This window comes from Acinetobacter chengduensis, from assembly GCF_003664645.1.
Lineage (GTDB): Bacteria > Pseudomonadota > Gammaproteobacteria > Pseudomonadales > Moraxellaceae > Acinetobacter > Acinetobacter chengduensis.
On the sequence record NZ_RCHC01000016.1, the window covers coordinates 33,976 to 49,886 of the forward strand.

The 15,911-nt window shown below is 41.7% G+C and carries 18 protein-coding genes and 1 pseudogene; 15 read left to right on the plus strand and 4 right to left on the minus strand.

Translation table 11 applies throughout. The features are described from left to right. Positions 1 to 2 precede the first annotated feature (2 nt). The 10 genes from rplO (at position 3) to D9K81_RS13520 (ending at position 7,509) form a co-directional block, all read left to right on the plus strand. The gene (gene rplO / locus D9K81_RS13475; protein WP_120373535.1) at positions 3 to 443 is read left to right on the plus strand and encodes a 50S ribosomal protein L15; all 441 of its coding nucleotides are present in this window, start codon (positions 3 to 5) and stop codon (positions 441 to 443) included. A 45-nt stretch (positions 444 to 488) separates the two neighbouring features. After that, entirely contained in the window at positions 489 to 1,808 is a 1,320-nt protein-coding gene (secY, locus tag D9K81_RS13480; RefSeq protein ID WP_171406935.1) for a preprotein translocase subunit SecY, read from the plus strand. A gap of 19 nt (positions 1,809 to 1,827) precedes the next feature. After that, entirely contained in the window at positions 1,828 to 1,944 is a 117-nt protein-coding gene (rpmJ, locus tag D9K81_RS13485; protein WP_000867907.1) for a 50S ribosomal protein L36, read from the plus strand. 107 nt (positions 1,945 to 2,051) lie between these two features. Continuing rightward, the gene (gene rpsM, locus D9K81_RS13490) at positions 2,052 to 2,408 is read left to right on the plus strand and encodes a 30S ribosomal protein S13 (protein ID WP_106984045.1); all 357 of its coding nucleotides are present in this window, start codon (positions 2,052 to 2,054) and stop codon (positions 2,406 to 2,408) included. A 19-nt stretch (positions 2,409 to 2,427) separates the two neighbouring features. Continuing rightward, the gene (rpsK, locus tag D9K81_RS13495; protein WP_001040166.1) at positions 2,428 to 2,814 is read left to right on the plus strand and encodes a 30S ribosomal protein S11; all 387 of its coding nucleotides are present in this window, start codon (positions 2,428 to 2,430) and stop codon (positions 2,812 to 2,814) included. A gap of 12 nt (positions 2,815 to 2,826) precedes the next feature. Further along, positions 2,827 to 3,453 carry a 30S ribosomal protein S4 gene (gene rpsD, locus D9K81_RS13500; protein ID WP_004691294.1) on the plus strand — a complete coding sequence of 209 codons (627 nt, stop codon included), beginning with the start codon at positions 2,827 to 2,829 and terminating at the stop codon, positions 3,451 to 3,453. A 17-nt stretch (positions 3,454 to 3,470) separates the two neighbouring features. Beyond that, a complete protein-coding gene (locus tag D9K81_RS13505) occupies positions 3,471 to 4,478 on the plus strand; it encodes a DNA-directed RNA polymerase subunit alpha (protein WP_106984046.1) in 1,008 nt (335 codons plus the stop codon). An 18-nt stretch (positions 4,479 to 4,496) separates the two neighbouring features. Then, positions 4,497 to 4,862, plus strand: coding sequence for a 50S ribosomal protein L17 (rplQ, locus tag D9K81_RS13510; RefSeq protein ID WP_004641032.1), 366 nt, complete (start codon positions 4,497 to 4,499; stop codon positions 4,860 to 4,862). Between the two features lie 205 nt (positions 4,863 to 5,067). Then, entirely contained in the window at positions 5,068 to 6,558 is a 1,491-nt protein-coding gene (locus D9K81_RS13515) for a flavin-containing monooxygenase (protein WP_120373533.1), read from the plus strand. A gap of 159 nt (positions 6,559 to 6,717) precedes the next feature. Beyond that, a complete protein-coding gene (locus D9K81_RS13520) occupies positions 6,718 to 7,509 on the plus strand; it encodes an alpha/beta fold hydrolase (RefSeq protein ID WP_120373532.1) in 792 nt (263 codons plus the stop codon). Between the two features lie 76 nt (positions 7,510 to 7,585). On the opposite strand, the gene D9K81_RS13525 is transcribed toward D9K81_RS13520, so the two are convergent. Next, positions 7,586 to 8,758, minus strand: coding sequence for an acyl-CoA dehydrogenase family protein (locus tag D9K81_RS13525; RefSeq protein ID WP_120373531.1), 1,173 nt, complete (start codon positions 8,756 to 8,758; stop codon positions 7,586 to 7,588). A 184-nt stretch (positions 8,759 to 8,942) separates the two neighbouring features. On the opposite strand from D9K81_RS13525, the gene D9K81_RS13530 reads away from it, so the two are divergent. The 5 genes from D9K81_RS13530 (at position 8,943) to D9K81_RS13550 (ending at position 14,168) form a co-directional block, all read left to right on the plus strand. Beyond that, on the plus strand, positions 8,943 to 9,200 hold the full coding sequence (locus tag D9K81_RS13530) for an FAD assembly factor SdhE (protein WP_106984050.1): 258 nt from the start codon (positions 8,943 to 8,945) through the stop codon (positions 9,198 to 9,200). Further along, a complete protein-coding gene (locus D9K81_RS13535) occupies positions 9,193 to 9,576 on the plus strand; it encodes a protein YgfX (protein WP_120373530.1) in 384 nt (127 codons plus the stop codon). The genes D9K81_RS13530 and D9K81_RS13535 overlap by 8 nt, the downstream gene beginning before the upstream one ends. 519 nt (positions 9,577 to 10,095) lie before the next feature. Beyond that, complete coding sequence (locus D9K81_RS13540; RefSeq protein WP_120373529.1) at positions 10,096 to 11,142, plus strand: hypothetical protein; 1,047 nt, start codon at positions 10,096 to 10,098, stop codon at positions 11,140 to 11,142. A 67-nt stretch (positions 11,143 to 11,209) separates the two neighbouring features. Further along, positions 11,210 to 11,785, plus strand: coding sequence for a rhombosortase (gene rrtA / locus D9K81_RS13545; protein ID WP_120373528.1), 576 nt, complete (start codon positions 11,210 to 11,212; stop codon positions 11,783 to 11,785). 193 nt (positions 11,786 to 11,978) lie between these two features. Then, entirely contained in the window at positions 11,979 to 14,168 is a 2,190-nt protein-coding gene (locus D9K81_RS13550) for a TRAP transporter large permease subunit (protein ID WP_120373527.1), read from the plus strand. A 99-nt stretch (positions 14,169 to 14,267) separates the two neighbouring features. Here D9K81_RS13550 and D9K81_RS13555 read toward each other — a convergent pair. From D9K81_RS13555 to D9K81_RS13565, 3 genes and pseudogenes are all read right to left on the minus strand, one after another. Continuing rightward, positions 14,268 to 15,119, minus strand: a pseudogene (locus D9K81_RS13555) (DMT family transporter); the annotation flags it as partial. Between the two features lie 82 nt (positions 15,120 to 15,201). Beyond that, positions 15,202 to 15,666, minus strand: coding sequence for a hypothetical protein (locus tag D9K81_RS13560; protein ID WP_120373525.1), 465 nt, complete (start codon positions 15,664 to 15,666; stop codon positions 15,202 to 15,204). Between the two features lie 16 nt (positions 15,667 to 15,682). Continuing rightward, a complete protein-coding gene (locus D9K81_RS13565) occupies positions 15,683 to 15,892 on the minus strand; it encodes a YheV family putative zinc ribbon protein (RefSeq protein ID WP_171406936.1) in 210 nt (69 codons plus the stop codon). Positions 15,893 to 15,911 lie beyond the last annotated feature (19 nt).

Here is a 15,911-nt window from a genome sequence, read left to right on the forward strand (position 1 = left end):
CCATGACTCTGCGTTTAAATACAATTGCACCTGCAGAAGGTGCTAAACGTGATAACCTTCGTCTAGGCCGTGGTATTGGTTCTGGCGTTGGTAAGACTGGTGGTCGTGGTATCAAAGGTCAAAACTCACGTAAGAGCGGTGGTACACGCCCAGGTTTCGAGGGTGGTCAAACTGCACTTTACCGTCGTTTACCTAAATTCGGCTTCACTAGCCAACAGGCGTTGAAAACTGCTGAAGTACGTTTATCAGAACTTTCTAAAGTAGAAGGCGACATTGTGTCTCTTGAAACTTTAAAAGCTGCTAACGTTGTACGTAAAGATATGCTTCGTGCACGTATCGTACTTTCTGGTGAAATTACTCGTGCTTTCACTGTACAAGGTGTTGCATTGACTAAAGGCGCTAAAGCTGCTGTTGAAGCTGCTGGCGGCAAAGTCGAGGAGTAATCCCCAGTGTCTATGTCTCCTAGCTCGTCAGGTCATGTTAACATGATGAAAGGTCAACCATTTCATGTGAAATACCGTGAAATAATTCGTCGTATGATGTTCCTCATCGGGGCGTTGTTGGTTTTTCGGTTAGGAGCGCATATACCAGTACCGGGCATTAATAATGCTGCGCTTGAAAACCTTTTTAATGCAAACCAAGGCACGATCCTTGGTTTGTTTAATATGTTTTCAGGTGGTGCATTAGAGCGGATGTCAATTCTTGCTCTAGGGATCATGCCGTACATCTCTGCGTCGATTATCGTGCAGTTGATGTCAACAGTGGTTCCTTCGCTTGAAGCTTTGAAAAAAGAAGGCGAACAAGGCAAGCGTAAGATTAACCAATATACACGTCAGGGCACGTTGTTCCTTGCACTTGTGCAAGCGATTGGTATGTGTGCAGGTCTAATTAGTCAAAATATTACTTTGACTTCGGGTCTTGCATTCTATGTTCCAGCTGTAACTTCTTTAGTTGCAGGTACAATGTTCTTAATGTGGCTGGGTGAACAAATTACCGAGCGTGGGGTGGGGAATGGTATTTCCATGATCATCTTCGCGGGTATTGTTGCTGGTTTGCCAAACTTAGTTTTGCAATCATTTACGTCTATCGATAATGGTCAATCAAGTATGATTGGTTTAGCAGTTTTTGCTGTATTATCGATTGCAGTATTAGTAGCAATTGTGTTTATTGAGAAAGCGCAACGTCGTATTCCAGTAAACTATGCTCAAAAACAACAAGGTCGTCGTGTATTTACAGCACAACAGACACATTTGCCGTTAAAAATTAACATGGCTGGTGTGATTCCTGCAATTTTTGCAAGTTCATTGCTATTATTTCCTGCGAGCTTAGGTCAGTGGGTAGGTAGTCATGATGTTGATGCTGGTTTTATTAAGCGTGGCCTACAAGATTTGGCACTCGTTTTGTCGCCTGGACAGCCGTTGTATTTGGTGCTCTTTGGTGCGTTAATTATCTTTTTCTGTTACTTCTATACTGCGCTAGTATTTAGCCCTAAAGAAGTTTCAGAGAACCTAAAACGCAGCGGAGCTTATGTGCCTGGTATTCGTCCAGGTGAGCAAACTGCTCGTTACTTAGATCATATTCTCAATCGATTGACCTTTATCGGCGCGATTTATATCACAGTCATCTGTTTAATGCCGATGATTCTACAAAGTTCGTTTGGTATTCCATTCAGCTTAGGTGGTACGTCTTTACTGATCGTAGTGGTTGTTGTGATGGACTTTATGGCTCAGCTACAAGCTCATCTCACATCGCATCAGTACGATAATCAATCATTAATGAGAAAAACGACTGCTCATCCTAAGGGATAAGCGCACTTGAGGTTTCATCATGAAAGTACAAGCTTCTGTAAAGAAAATTTGTGGTAGCTGTAAAGTTATCCGTCGTAATGGGGTTATTCGCGTAATTTGTAGCGCTGAACCTCGTCATAAGCAGCGTCAAGGTTAATCTGATCTAGACCTGTTGATTTCAGTAGGCTAATTAGGTTATTATCCGCCCCTCAAGATTTTTGTGGGGCGGTTGATTATCTTAACTGCCTTTTTGGAGAAAATTGAATGGCTCGTATTGCCGGTGTAAACATTCCGGATAACAAGCATGCTGTTATCTCTCTCACGTATATCTTTGGTGTTGGCCGCCACACTGCTAAGAATATCTTAGCTACTGTTGGTATCGCTACTACGACTAAGATCCGTGAATTAGATGACGCTCAGCTTGATGCGATTCGTGCAGAAGTTGCTAAGGTTCCTACCGAAGGTGACTTACGTCGCGAAATTTCCATGAACATTAAACGTTTAATGGATTTAGGCTGCTACCGCGGTCTTCGTCATCGTCGCAGCTTGCCTGTCCGCGGTCAACGCACCAAAACTAACGCACGTACCCGTAAAGGTCCGCGCAAACCTATTAAGAAATAAGATTTCTGGAAGCTAAAAGATGGCTAAAGATACTCGCACACGCAAGAAGGTCACTCGTACCGTCTCTGAAGGTGTTGCACACATTCACGCTTCTTTTAATAACACCATTGTGACTATTACCGATCGTCAAGGTAATGCACTGGCTTGGGCTACCTCTGGTGGACAAGGCTTCCGTGGATCACGTAAATCAACTCCGTTCGCTGCTCAGGTAGCTGCTGAAGTTGCTGGTAAAGCTGCTTTAGACTACGGTTTGAAAAACTTGGATGTCCTTGTAAAAGGTCCTGGTCCAGGTCGTGAATCTGCGGTTCGTGCTTTAGGTGCAGTGGGTTATAAAATTAACAGCATTACCGATGTGACGCCAATCCCGCACAACGGTTGCCGTCCACCTAAAAAACGTCGCGTGTAAGGAGAAACATTCATGGCTCGTTATATTGGTCCAAAATGCAAACTCTCTCGCCGCGAAGGGACAGACCTGCAATTAAAATCTGGCGTTAAACCATTTGACGTCAAAACAAAAAAAGCTGCTAAAGCACCTGGCCAACATGGTGGCGCTCGTGGTGGCAAACAATCTGAGTATTCACTACAATTACGTGAAAAACAAAAAGTACGTCGTATGTACGGTGTTTTAGAACGTCAATTTAGTAACTACTACAAAGAAGCTGCTCGTGTTAAAGGCGCAACAGGTGAAAACTTGTTGAAATTGCTTGAAAGCCGTCTAGATAACGTTGTTTATCGCATGGGTTTTGGTTCTACACGTGCAGAAGCTCGTCAGCTTGTATCTCACCGTTCTATCACTTTAAATGGTCGTCGCGTTAACATCGCTTCTATCCAAGTTAAAGCTGGTGACGTGATTGCAGTTCACGAAGGCGCTAAACAACAATTGCGTATTAAAAACGCAGTTGAATTAGCTGCTCAACGTGGCATTCCTTCTTGGATGGAAATCGACCATTCTAAATTGGAAGGTACGTTCAAAGCTGCTCCAGATCGTTCTGATTTACCTGCTGAAATCAACGAAAGCTTGATTGTAGAATTGTATTCTAAATAATCCTTGAGGTAGCAATAATGACGCGTACTGCAAATGAGTTTCTAACTCCGCAAGCGATTAAGGTCGAAGCGGCAAGCGGGACCTCGGCAAAAGTTATTCTAGAACCCTTAGAGCGTGGCTTTGGTCATACTCTTGGTAATGCTTTACGTCGCATCCTACTTTCTTCTTTACCTGGCGCTGCTGTGGTTGAAGTTGAAATTGAAGGTGTCGAGCACGAGTACAGTACTTTGGAAGGCTTGCAGCAGGACATCGTCGAGCTCTTGCTGAACCTAAAAGGATTGTCTATTAAGCTGTTCGATCAAAATGAAGCTTATTTGACATTAGAAAAACAAGGTCCTGGCGACGTAACAGCCGCTGACCTTCGTTTACCTCATAATGTTGAAGTGGTTAACCCTGAACACTTGATCGGCACATTAAGTGCTACAGGCAATCTTAAGATGCGCCTGAAAGTTTCTCAAGGTCGTGGTTACGAGACTTCTGATTCACGCTTCCCAGAAGGCGAAACTCGCCCAGTGGGTCGTTTACAATTAGATGCTTCTTATAGCCCTATTAAACGTGTGTCTTACACAGTGGAAAACGCTCGTGTAGAACAACGTACTGACCTTGATAAACTGATCATTGATCTTGAAACAAATGGTACTGTAGATCCAGAAGAAGCGATCCGTAAAGCGGCAACAATCTTGCAACAACAAATTGCAATCTTTGTTGATCTTCAGAAAGATCAAGCACCAGTTGCTCAAGAACCTCGTGAAGAAGTTGATCCAATCTTGCTTCGTCCAGTAGATGATCTAGAGCTTACTGTTCGTTCTGCTAACTGTTTGAAAGCAGAAAATATTTACTACATTGGCGATCTTGTTCAACGTACTGAAGTTGAGTTGTTAAAAACTCCTAACTTAGGTAAAAAATCGTTGACTGAGATTAAAGATGTTCTAGCTTCGAAAGGCTTGCAGCTTGGCATGCGTTTAGAAAACTGGCCACCAGCTAGTTTACGCATGGACGACCGCTTTGCCTATCGTAGCCGTTAATTAAGTAGGACTATCACCATGCGTCATCGTAATAGTGGTGTGAAATTAGGCCGTACAAGCAGTCACCGTAAGGCGTTGTTCCAAAACTTAACAAATGCTTTAGTTGAGCATGAGTTAATTAAAACAACTTTGCCTAAAGCGAAAGAACTTCGCCGTGTTGCTGAGCCTTTAATCACTTTAGCTAAAAACGATACTGTTGCAAACCGCCGTTTAGCGTTTGCTCGTACTCGTTCAGCAGCAACTGTTGGTAAATTATTTACCGTTCTTGGCCCTCGTTACAAAGAACGTAACGGCGGTTATCTACGTGTTCTTAAAGCGGGCTTCCGTGCGGGTGATGCTGCACCGATGGCTTACGTTGAGCTTGTAGATCGCGAAGTTAAATAATTTCGTACAAGAATAGCGTTAGTTGTTCTAAGAAAGACCGGCTTTTAGCCGGTCTTTTTTTATGCCTAAAAATTATTGTTAGACAAAAAATTGTTTTGTCCTTAAATGACACGGAAAATAATAAATTTAATCAAACTTGACATTGCGTATTGTCAAATATGTGCTTTAATAAAACTATAAAACTGAGATAGGTTAAAAGAACAACATGGAAAAGCAAGTTGATATTCTAATTGTCGGTGCTGGTATTTCTGGTATTGGTATCGCAGCGCATTTATTAAAGCAGTGTCCACAACGCTCATTTGAAATTATTGAACGTCGCGAAAGTTTTGGTGGAACATGGGATTTATTTAAATATCCAGGTATCCGTTCTGATTCAGATATGTCAACTTTTGGGTTTAATTTTAAACCATGGCAGAAGGCGAGCGTGTTGGCGGATGGTGCATCTATTAAAGGTTATTTGTCTGAAGTGATTGATGAAAATCAATTGGCAGAAAAAATTCATTTTCAACATCGCGTATTGAGTGCCAACTATGACTCAAATAGCAAAAAATGGTCAGTTGAAATTGAAAATGCAGAAAATAAGAAAGAAACTTGGATTGCAAACTTTGTTGTAGGTTGTACAGGTTATTATAACTATGACCAAGGTTTTCAGCCTGATTTCCCGAATCAAAGTGCCTTCAAAGGTCAATTCGTTCATCCACAGCATTGGCCTGAGAAATTAGATTACACAGGTAAAAAAGTCGTCATTATTGGCAGTGGTGCTACTGCGATTACTTTGGTTCCAGCCATGGCGAAGGGTGGGGCGGGTCATGTCACAATGTTACAACGTTCACCGACTTACATCGCATCTATTCCTTCAGTTGACATGATTTATGACAAAATGCGCAAAGTTTTGCCTGAAGATTTAGCTTATAAGTTAACGCGTGCACGTAATATTGGTGTGCAACGTGCTGTTTATGCGGTCGCTCAAAAGCAACCCGAATTGCTTCGTAAGTTCTTATTGCAATCGATCAAGATGCAATTGAAGGGTAAAGTGGATATGAAGCATTTTACGCCAAAATATAATCCATGGGATCAGCGTTTATGCGTTGTGCCAGATGGTGATCTATTTAAGATTTTACGTGAAGGCCGTGCAAGTGTTGAAACTGATCAAATTGATAGCTTCACAGAAAAAGGTATTCAGCTGAAGTCTGGTAAACATTTAGATGCGGATATTGTGATTTCTGCAACAGGCTTGAATATTCAAATTTTGGGTGGTATTAAAGCCACGATCGATGGTAAGCCATTAAATACTTCTGAGCACATGTTATATCAAGGTGTGATGGTGAGTGATGTGCCGAATATGGCATTAATTATTGGTTATACCAACGCGTCTTGGACTTTGAAAGTGGATATTGCTGCTGAATATATCTGCCGTTTACTAAACTTTATGGATGAGAAAGGCTATAACGAAGTTTTACCACAAGGTGATGCAACTCAAATTGAGCAAGATACGGTTATGGGTAGCTTAAGTTCAGGGTATATTGCTCGTGCGGTAGATGTAATGCCGAAACAAGGTAAGAGTGGCCCGTGGCGTGTAACCAATAATTATTTGGCAGACCGTAAGGCATTAAAAAAAGCTGGCTTTGAAGACAGCATTCTTAAATTTAGTAAGAAATCAGCTGCATCAGTGACGAAGCCTCGTTTAGTTTCTTAATAGATATTTTGAGGTTTTAGAATCATCTCTTTATTATGCTAGATATGAGAAGGAGCTCTTGGAGCTCCTTTTTTTATGAATTTAAAGTTCACTTATTTCGCTTTGTCTGAGGCGGGAGTTCAGACAAGATGTAGATAGGACAGAAATAGATCTCATGTAATGGATATTCAAACACAACAATACCAAGTGCCTTTTGGCGCATTTTGCTTATATGCGCATTCTTGGCAAGTGACTGATGCCAACCTAGAATTGGCCCCTATTATTTTGCTACATGATTCTTTAGGTAGCGTTGCTTTATGGCGTGACTTTCCAGCGCAGTTGGCTGAGCTGACGAAACGCAAAGTCTATGCTTATGACCGTTTAGGCTTTGGGCATTCGGATGCGTGTACATCTTTGCCAGCTTTGGATTTTGTACTTAATGAAGCACAGCAGGCTTTTCAGGCTGTGGTGGCATATTTTCAGTTCACACAATTTGTAGTGTTAGGGCATAGTGTTGGAGGTGCTATGTCCTTTGCGATTGGCGCACAAGAACCACAGCGATGTATGGGTTTGGTCAGTATAGCCGCTCAATTTGAAGTGGAAGAGCAAACTTTACAGGGTATTCGTGAGGCTAAAAAAGGCTTTAAACAACCAGGGCAGTTAGAGCGCTTAGATAAATACCATCCGCAGAAAGCACAGTGGGTATTGGATGCATGGACGGAAACATGGCTTGCACCTGAGTTCAAACACTGGAATTTAGCCACTGTTTTGCCAAAAGTGAGCTGTCCGAGCCTAATTATTCATGGTGAATTAGATGAATATGGTAGTACCAAACAAGCACAACGGCTATTTGATGGTGTTGATGGGCACGCTGAAATGCATATTTTAGAAGGATTACATCATTTGCCTCATAAAGAGCAACCTGAGTTGGTCTTGCACATTATTCAAGAGTTTCTGAGCGAGCTATTTTAAAAATATTCACTGTAAAAATATAACAGCAACGCAGATCTAATCGCGTTGCTGTAATTTGAATAAAAAGTGCCGAAGGCTAGAGTGTACGAGAAATCAATTCTTTCATAATTTCATTGGTGCCCGCATAGATTCGATTGGCACGGTTATCGATATAAGCACGTGCAATTGGATATTCAAGCATATAGCCATAACCCCCATGGAGCTGTAGACATTCATCTACCACTTTTGAAAACATATCTGAAATTTTGTACTTGGCTGCGGCAGCTGCATCAATCCCTAGTTGTTCACTCAATTGTAGTTCCATACAACGGTCCAAATAGGCCCGACAGAAATCAATTTCTGTACGCAATTCTGCGAGTTTAAAGCGACTGTTTTGAAAGGTACCAATGGCTTTACCAAAGGCTTTGCGCTCTTTGGTGTATTTGACGGTATGTGCAAAAGCAGCTTCTGCACCAGCTTGGCAAATAATCGCAACCAACATGCGTTCCCAAGCCAATTCTTTCATCAGCATCATAAAGCCCATACCCTCCATGCCCAGTAAATTTTCTTTGGGTACGCGCACGTTATCAAAGAATAACTCGCAGGTATCTTGGCCTTTCATCCCAATTTTATTTAATGGCTTGCCTTTGCTAAAGCCCACTCGGTCTGCTTCAACTAAAATTAATGATAAATTTGCAGAGCCTTTTTCTGAGTGACCAGTTTTACATACGACAATGGCCATATCACAGAGGTAGCCATTGGTAATAAAAATCTTAGAGCCATTAATCACATAGTCATCGCCATCAAGTACAGCCGTTGTGCGAACTGCTTGTAAGTCTGAGCCTGTACCTGGCTCGGTCATAGCGATTGCTGTAACACATTCGCCACTGGCCATTTGGGGTAGCCATTTTAGCTTCTGTTCTTCATTGCCAAAGTTATAAATATAGTTAGCGACAATATCTGAATGCAGAGAAAAACCTGTTGAAGAATCCATAGCATAAGCTTGTTCTTCAATGAGGATCATGCTGTATAGACGGTCAACACCAGAGCCACCATAGGCTTCAGGCATGGTCGTACACAATAATCCTAGAGCGCCTGCTTTATTCCATAGATCGCGGTCCACATGTTGCTGCTGTTCGTATTTTTCAATATTGGGTACGACTTCTTTTTCATAAAATTTGCGTACAGTATCGCGGAATGCTTCATGATCAGCATCAAACAGTTTACGTGGTAACATATTAAGAAGAGGGCGAATCGCTCCAGATTGCATTTGAATTATCCTTATTGTGTGCGTGTATTTGAAAATTATAAGAATGTTCTGCCCTCAGCAATGTGCTGAATGCTCAATTGTAGAAAATTTACTGATGCTTTCGGTCAATCTTGCGAAAAGGTGCCAATTAATAGAGCTGAATAAGGTAAAATAGTGGCGTTTAAATCTAACATTGGGGAATGCGATGACTGATGACATCAGCTTGGAAGAACGCAAAGTCATTTACCGTGCGCGACGCGGTTTAAAAGAAATTGATGTATATTTTGATCCCTACGTCAAAAATTACTACTTGCAAGCAGATCAATTTGAAAAAGACATGTTTGCAGAATTGGTAGCGCAAGAAGATCCAGACTTATTGGATTGGTTTATGGAAGTCAGTGAACCACCACGCCCAGAATTACGTGATTTTATTCAGAAGTTAAAACACTACGTTCATGGATAAGCGAAATTTCCAGCTGAAACCTAGTCTGATAGCGCTAGTGTTTCAGTTTGCCATATTCACGGTTTTAATGGCCTTACTCTATCAGGTTGTAGCCATCTGGCTTTGGTGCATATTATTGCTACTCGGCTTGGTCATCTATGCGTTGTTTTACCGTAAGCGTCCAAATATTAGCGCGTTAGAATATCTAGATGGACGTGATTGGACCTTGACGAAGTACGGTCAACCACAGCGTGTTCAAATCAGCCATATTATCGACCATCAAGTGTATATTGTGGTGTATTTTCAACATGCACGTACAAAGCCAATGATTATTTGGTGTGACCAAGTTGCATTTAAGCAATGGAAGTCATTAAAAGTATTGGCGAAAATGATCTAATTGTTAGACAGGTTTGTTTTTTTCAAAATTATAAAAACTATAAAAATCAGTTTAATACAATGCATATCTCACAATGTTGTCAGACAGTCTGTTGAATAGTTGGCAGAAAATATAAATTGTCTGACAATTATTGTGCTGGATATTTTTTGATACATGTACATTAACTCTACCAACAGCGTAATGAGGAGTCTCTTATGGACTATCCAACTTGGATGCTTCTGGCAGCTGCGATTGTTATGGCAATTGTAGTAGGACGGCTAGGAACAGTGCTGAAGGAACGAATTGCACAACATGATTAGCGTTTAGGCGCTCAACTTTTAATAAGCAGCATGTGCTGAACCGTCGCAGTGCTGCTTTTTTTTGCCCAAAATTTGGCCTCCTTATCATTTCAGTCAATTGCAACTCGCTAAAATAATGGCACAGTGCATACTCGAATTAGAGTAAATACTCTTTAAAACAGAAAACGCTTCTGATATGTTTGTCGAGATGGACATAAACAAAATTATAGAGGACAGGAATATGTCGAACGTCCAACGCATTTGCCAAGGTGTGGCAGTCGCAATAACAACTACATTTTTATTATCTGGCTGTTCACAAGTGATCAAGACAGGTGCCAATGTGGCATTAGGTTTTACAGAAAATCATATCGTACCGCCAATTTTAGCCATGGATGATGCAGAGATGATCTGCAACACAGGTAATTCATTGACGCCTGCGATTATGGCCACTAAGGATATGGGAGCAGACCCAACACGTGTGGCAGTACTGATGTATTCAGCTTCTGGGATGTGTGCAGAGCAAAAAGCTTTGGATGCAGAGCTACGCTATCTTCGTGCATCTAAATCTAATCAAGTGACTGAAGCACAAGATGCGCGTATTGAGCAAAAACGTTGGGCGGGTTTAGCCGCACAGCGCCAATATACAGGCTATCAGTTGTTCCAGTCGCGCTATGAAAAGAAATACAAAAAAGCACTCGGTGATGGTTGTGGCAAAATGAACAGTGATATTGAACAGACTGTTTATTTATTGGGAATGCTCAGTGGTTTACAGGCCATGACCAATGATATTAACTCCGGTGGTGCAGTCAATGTCCCTAAAGATATTGCAGCCGTGGTTGAACGTGGTATGAGTTGCTTAAATAATGAAAAATTTTGGGGTGCGCCAAATGCAACTCGCGCCGTGATTTGGACGCTATTGCCAGGGGCGGGGGATGATAAACCAGATCCATACCAAACTTTAAAACAATCCATGGCCATTGGTGAGCAAAAAGGCGTGCGCTTACCGCATGCGATGTATGCAGTGGCCGCTCAAGCCAGCGGTGATGATGCTAAAATTCGTGATGCGTTAAAAAGTTTTGCACAGGCTCGTTCTGAAGAAAAACCAGTCAATCCACAATTTAAGCTGATTGATAGTATGGCTGAGTTGATGGTGAAAGGCATTTCAGATCGCTATTGGACAGAGCATACGGGTACACGTACCGCAGATGATGGCATGCAACGTTTTTGGGATGACAGCGGTTCTTCTTCTGATTTAGATGATTTATTTGAAGAGGGTAAATCGCAATAAACATCAGTCTCAGGAATTGAGCGGAAGCTCATTGCGACGTGTGGGCAAATATCATGGAGTAAGGTACATGCAAGATCAATTTTTAATTCGAAAAATTGTTTTTTTAGCAGTATTTGTATCTTTCTCTGCCTGTTTGCAAGTGTATATGGATGCATTCATCTACTGGCAAGATGGGCTGTTTAGCGAATTTTGGCGCTTATGGACAGCTCATTGGGTTCATGTGGGATGGATGCATTATTTTTTGAATATGCTGGCATTTATTTGTTTACCTTTTATTTTTCCACGTGTATCCCTTTGGCACTTTGTCGCGTTGTTACTGGCACTTCCACCGTTAATTAGCCTGAGTTTCTACATTTTTTTACCAGATGTAGAAGCCTATGCTGGGCTTTCAGGCGTACTACATGGGGCGTATGCATCTATTGCCTGTGTACATTTGTTATATAAGCGTGAACGTCGTTTTGCTACATTTGTACTGTTATTAATTTTGTCAAAATTGGTTTGGGAAAATACTTTTGGCAGTATGGGGACTGCTCAATTGATCGGGAGTCCCGTTTTAGTTGAAGCCCATTTATTAGGGGTGATTTGGGGCATTGTATTAGCCGTCATCTATGTGATTGGGAGTTATTTCATTGCAGAGAAATGATGAATAGAGAAGTGATCGAGTTGACATTTTTTTCATAAAAGAAAATACATATTGTCATTTTAATATCTGCCTAATTGTTGCACATTGAAAGAAAATCGGAATAACAAACAGAAATACCGAAAAAGGAATTTTTCGGGAAGAAGGACAAGGGTGAAGCCAAGAGCTCGCACCCAAAATAAAAATAGGAAGATACATGCAAAATGATCAAAACAGCAGATCCGGACTCGGACTGTTAAGTTATATATGGAATAACTGGATCTCGACCTTTATCGTTCTGCTCTTACTGCTGTTGACTCTCATCATTGGCACGGGCGAAATGATTCATGGCCAGCTATTGCGTACAGGTGAAAAACTGTATGGCAATGAAGCTATTGGTATGCAGTACTCTTTTTTACGTGCTGAACCAGTTGCACCTGATTGTGATCGTCATCCGAATGTCGATGCAATGGTGCAGACCCAAATGAAGCAAAATGCAAATGACGAATTTGCAGATATCTTTGGCAGTGCCTCTGAGTCAGATGTACGCGCGTCTATTATGGCGGGTGTGCAACAGTGTGAAGAAAAATTCCAATTTTATGACAAAGCAAAAAAATATTTGGATGATCATCCAAGTATTCGTACCTATCGTACGGTTGAAACCACCTTCTTTGGTATTTTCAAATTCGGTTCTGAAAACCGTGTCTTGATTTTACTGTTGATGGTTTTGGTGTCTGCAATTACAGCATCAGTAAAATTCCACCATATTGGCCTACGTGCACCGACCACGAAGCTAGACTATCGCGTATATGCGCTCTTTATGGCAATTGGTAATGGTCTATTAACCTATTCCGTGTATAGCCAATTTAACTCAGTGCTCAATTCTGGAGTCGCATCCACTACTGAAACTCTGGCCGTCTATTGGCTTTGGTTAGCACTATTTGGCTCAGTCATGCTGATTAGTATTTTCCAGTTCTTTAAAACGCCAGCAGTGAAAGAACAGGGGCCAGGTAATGTTGGTTTTGCATTACTCAGCGTGCCACTGTATGCGTACATGGCGATTATTACAGGGATCGCGTTTACCTTCTTCATGGACTATCCAATGGGGCAAGGGATTTATTTGGGACAGTTGGTTGAGTTCTCAGGTATTTTCTTAAACCTTGCGCTGTTCATTTGGGCGGGTATGTTGCTCACCCAAACACGGGTGATGGATCTTTTCTTGGGGATTTTGCGTCCATGGAACTTGGCACCAGAAACCCTGACTTGGTTAATTTTGATTGCTGCTGCTATTCCTACAGCTTATACCGGTGCTTCGGGTATCTTTGTTGTGGCTGCAGGTGCGATAATTTATAAAGAAGTCTGGAACTCCGGTTCACGCCGTCAATTTGCTTTGGCTGTGTCTGCCATGTCGGGCTCGCTTGGTGTAGTGATTCGTCCATGTTTATTAATTATTTTGATTTCAATGCTCGACAGTCGTCATGTCACCTCCGATGAGCTATTTGATCATGGTATTTATGTATTCTGGCTGACTGCATTTATTTTCTTAGGTATTTCATTATTCTTAGCGGAAACACGTTTCCGTGTGAATTCACCAAAAGTGGCAATTCCAGGTATGCTTCGTGCCTTTGTTCCTGTGATTCCATACATTGTGCTAACGCTCATTGTGATTGCATTCTATAAATATGGTTTAGACACCAAGATGGACGAGTTCACTGCACCTGTAGTGTTACCAATTATCTTGATTGCTTACATTATGTTTGACCGTTGGTTTGCGGATCGTTTTACGCCGACACCTGTCGATCAACATGCAACCTTGGCAGAACAGCATGCACAAAGCTCAACATTTATGCGTGAGCATGACGGACAGCGCCGTGGCTTTGGTAGCTCAATTTGGTTTGCTTCATCTGAAACAGTCGGTCATATTGGCGCGCTGATTATCTTGATGGCGTTATCTGCAAGCGTGGGTGGCTTAATTGAACGTACTGAAGTGGTAGAATTATTACCAACACATTTGGGTAATATTTACATTTCGTTGGCCTTTATTGCATTGCTACTGGCGATTATTGGTATGACCACCGACCCATTTGGCGCGGTAATTTTGGTTGCGGCAACAGTTGCACCTGTCGCGTATGAAAATGGCATTCATCCAATCCATTTCTGGATGATTGTACTGGTTGCATTTGAGTTAGGTTATGTATCTCCACCTGTGGCACTGAATCATTTGCTGACACGATTGTCCGTTGGTGATGATGAGGTGCGTGAGGCGGATGCAGAAGCAAAAGCGATGTACACCAATTTCTACTATCGTTATGAGCGTTGGATTCTACCAATATTGGTATTATTCCCATCATTACTGATTGTGACCTATGCGCCGTACATCTTTAAGTTATTTGACTGGTACAAATAATGAAATAAAAAATGCACCTTGGGGTGCATTTTTTATGTGTGATATGAACTTAAGATGATTCGGTTTTGTCTGTGCGTGTAAAGCACTTAGATAGCTTGAAAAAGGATTGCATAAAATAATGGCCATAAAAATAATGGCAAATCCGATGAGGCTATAAAAGTCTGGAATTTCATGCCACATTATAAAGCCCCAAATCCCTGCAAAAATAATGGCAATATAATTGACGGGGCCAATTTGGCCTGCTGGTGCGAGTTTATAAGCGGTAGACATAAACAGCTGGCTGATATTTGCCAATAATCCAGCACAGATCAGGTACATGAGCTCAGTGAATGTGAATAGACGCCATGACCAAAACATTGGAATAGCTGAAATGAGCGTGCCAAAAAAGCAAAAATAAAACACGATGCGCTCAGGTGGTTCTGTTGCTGTGAGTGCACGTACCGTCACAAAGGCCATGGCTGCTAAAAAATTTGCGCCTAACCCAATCAACGAAAGTTGATTGAACATGCCAGAATCTGGCTTGGCGACGCAAAGAACACCGATCAGTCCAACTAAAGCAGCAATCAGCATTTTTGCAGTAATTTTTTCTTTTAGAAATAGCCAAGCAATGAGTGGAATAAAAATAGGGGAGGAATAGGTAAATACCATGGCATTGGACAGTTTTAAATGTGCAATGGCATAGAAAAAACCATACATCGCAATCAATCCAACCACAGAACGCCATGTATGCATCCAGAGTTTTTCAGTTTTAAAAAATCCACTGCCTTTTTTGATTATAAACGGCAGAAAAATGAATAGGCCTACGACATTGCGAAAAAATACAATAGTGGCATTGTCCACACTGTGTGAAGCCAAACGAATGCAGACACCCATAATTGAAAATAAAAAGGCAGACAGCATTAAAAAGCCAATCGCTTTTAGGGTGTGATTGAATGAGGAAAGTGTAGACATAAACAACAAGCCAGAAAATCTGAAGTCATTCTAGCCTGTTTTATATGCAAAACTATGTGAGGAAAATAAACTATTGAGTTGTTTAGTGCTCTTGTGCCAATTGTTGCTCAAGGAGTTTGAGTTGTTCTTCTTTTAATTTAATCAGCTGATCAGCATCAGCATGCTGTGCTTTCAGGGTTTTTTCTTGCTCTGCAAGTTGCGCTTGCAGGTCCGCGAGTCGAGCCTGTTCCTCTTTGGCTAAAGAGGCATTTTCAGGAATCGGTGCTGTTAATATATCTTCTGTAACCAGCGGTTTTGACTCAGTTGTATGGCTTGCTTCCGCTGAGCTTGATTCTTGTGTATTTATTTCAGAGGCTGCCGTTGTTTCTGTGCTCGCTTCGCTTATGGCTGTAATTACTGCTTCACTGGCAATGGTGTCATAAACAGGAGCAACGTCTTCTGCTGAAGAGCTGAACCATTGATAAGCAAAAAAAAGCGCAACCAGTACGCCGAGTCCCCCAATAATCCCGATTAAAAGTTTCGGGCTATTTCTTTGATCTTCTGTCATACATAGACCTAAATTGTTATTTTGGCTGACGAGGTTTGAATTGAATGACACCAATTTCGTCGGGCACTGCCGGAGTCTCAGGCTCTTCTACATGCGTCGGACGGTTTTCGCTATAACCGCAATCAATGCACTCAATCCATTCATCATCATTTGAGCTAAGCATGACAACACGATCCATCGCTTGACACTTCGGACATTTGGCGCCAGCAATAAATCGGCGTTTAATGGTCATCATACTTACCTAC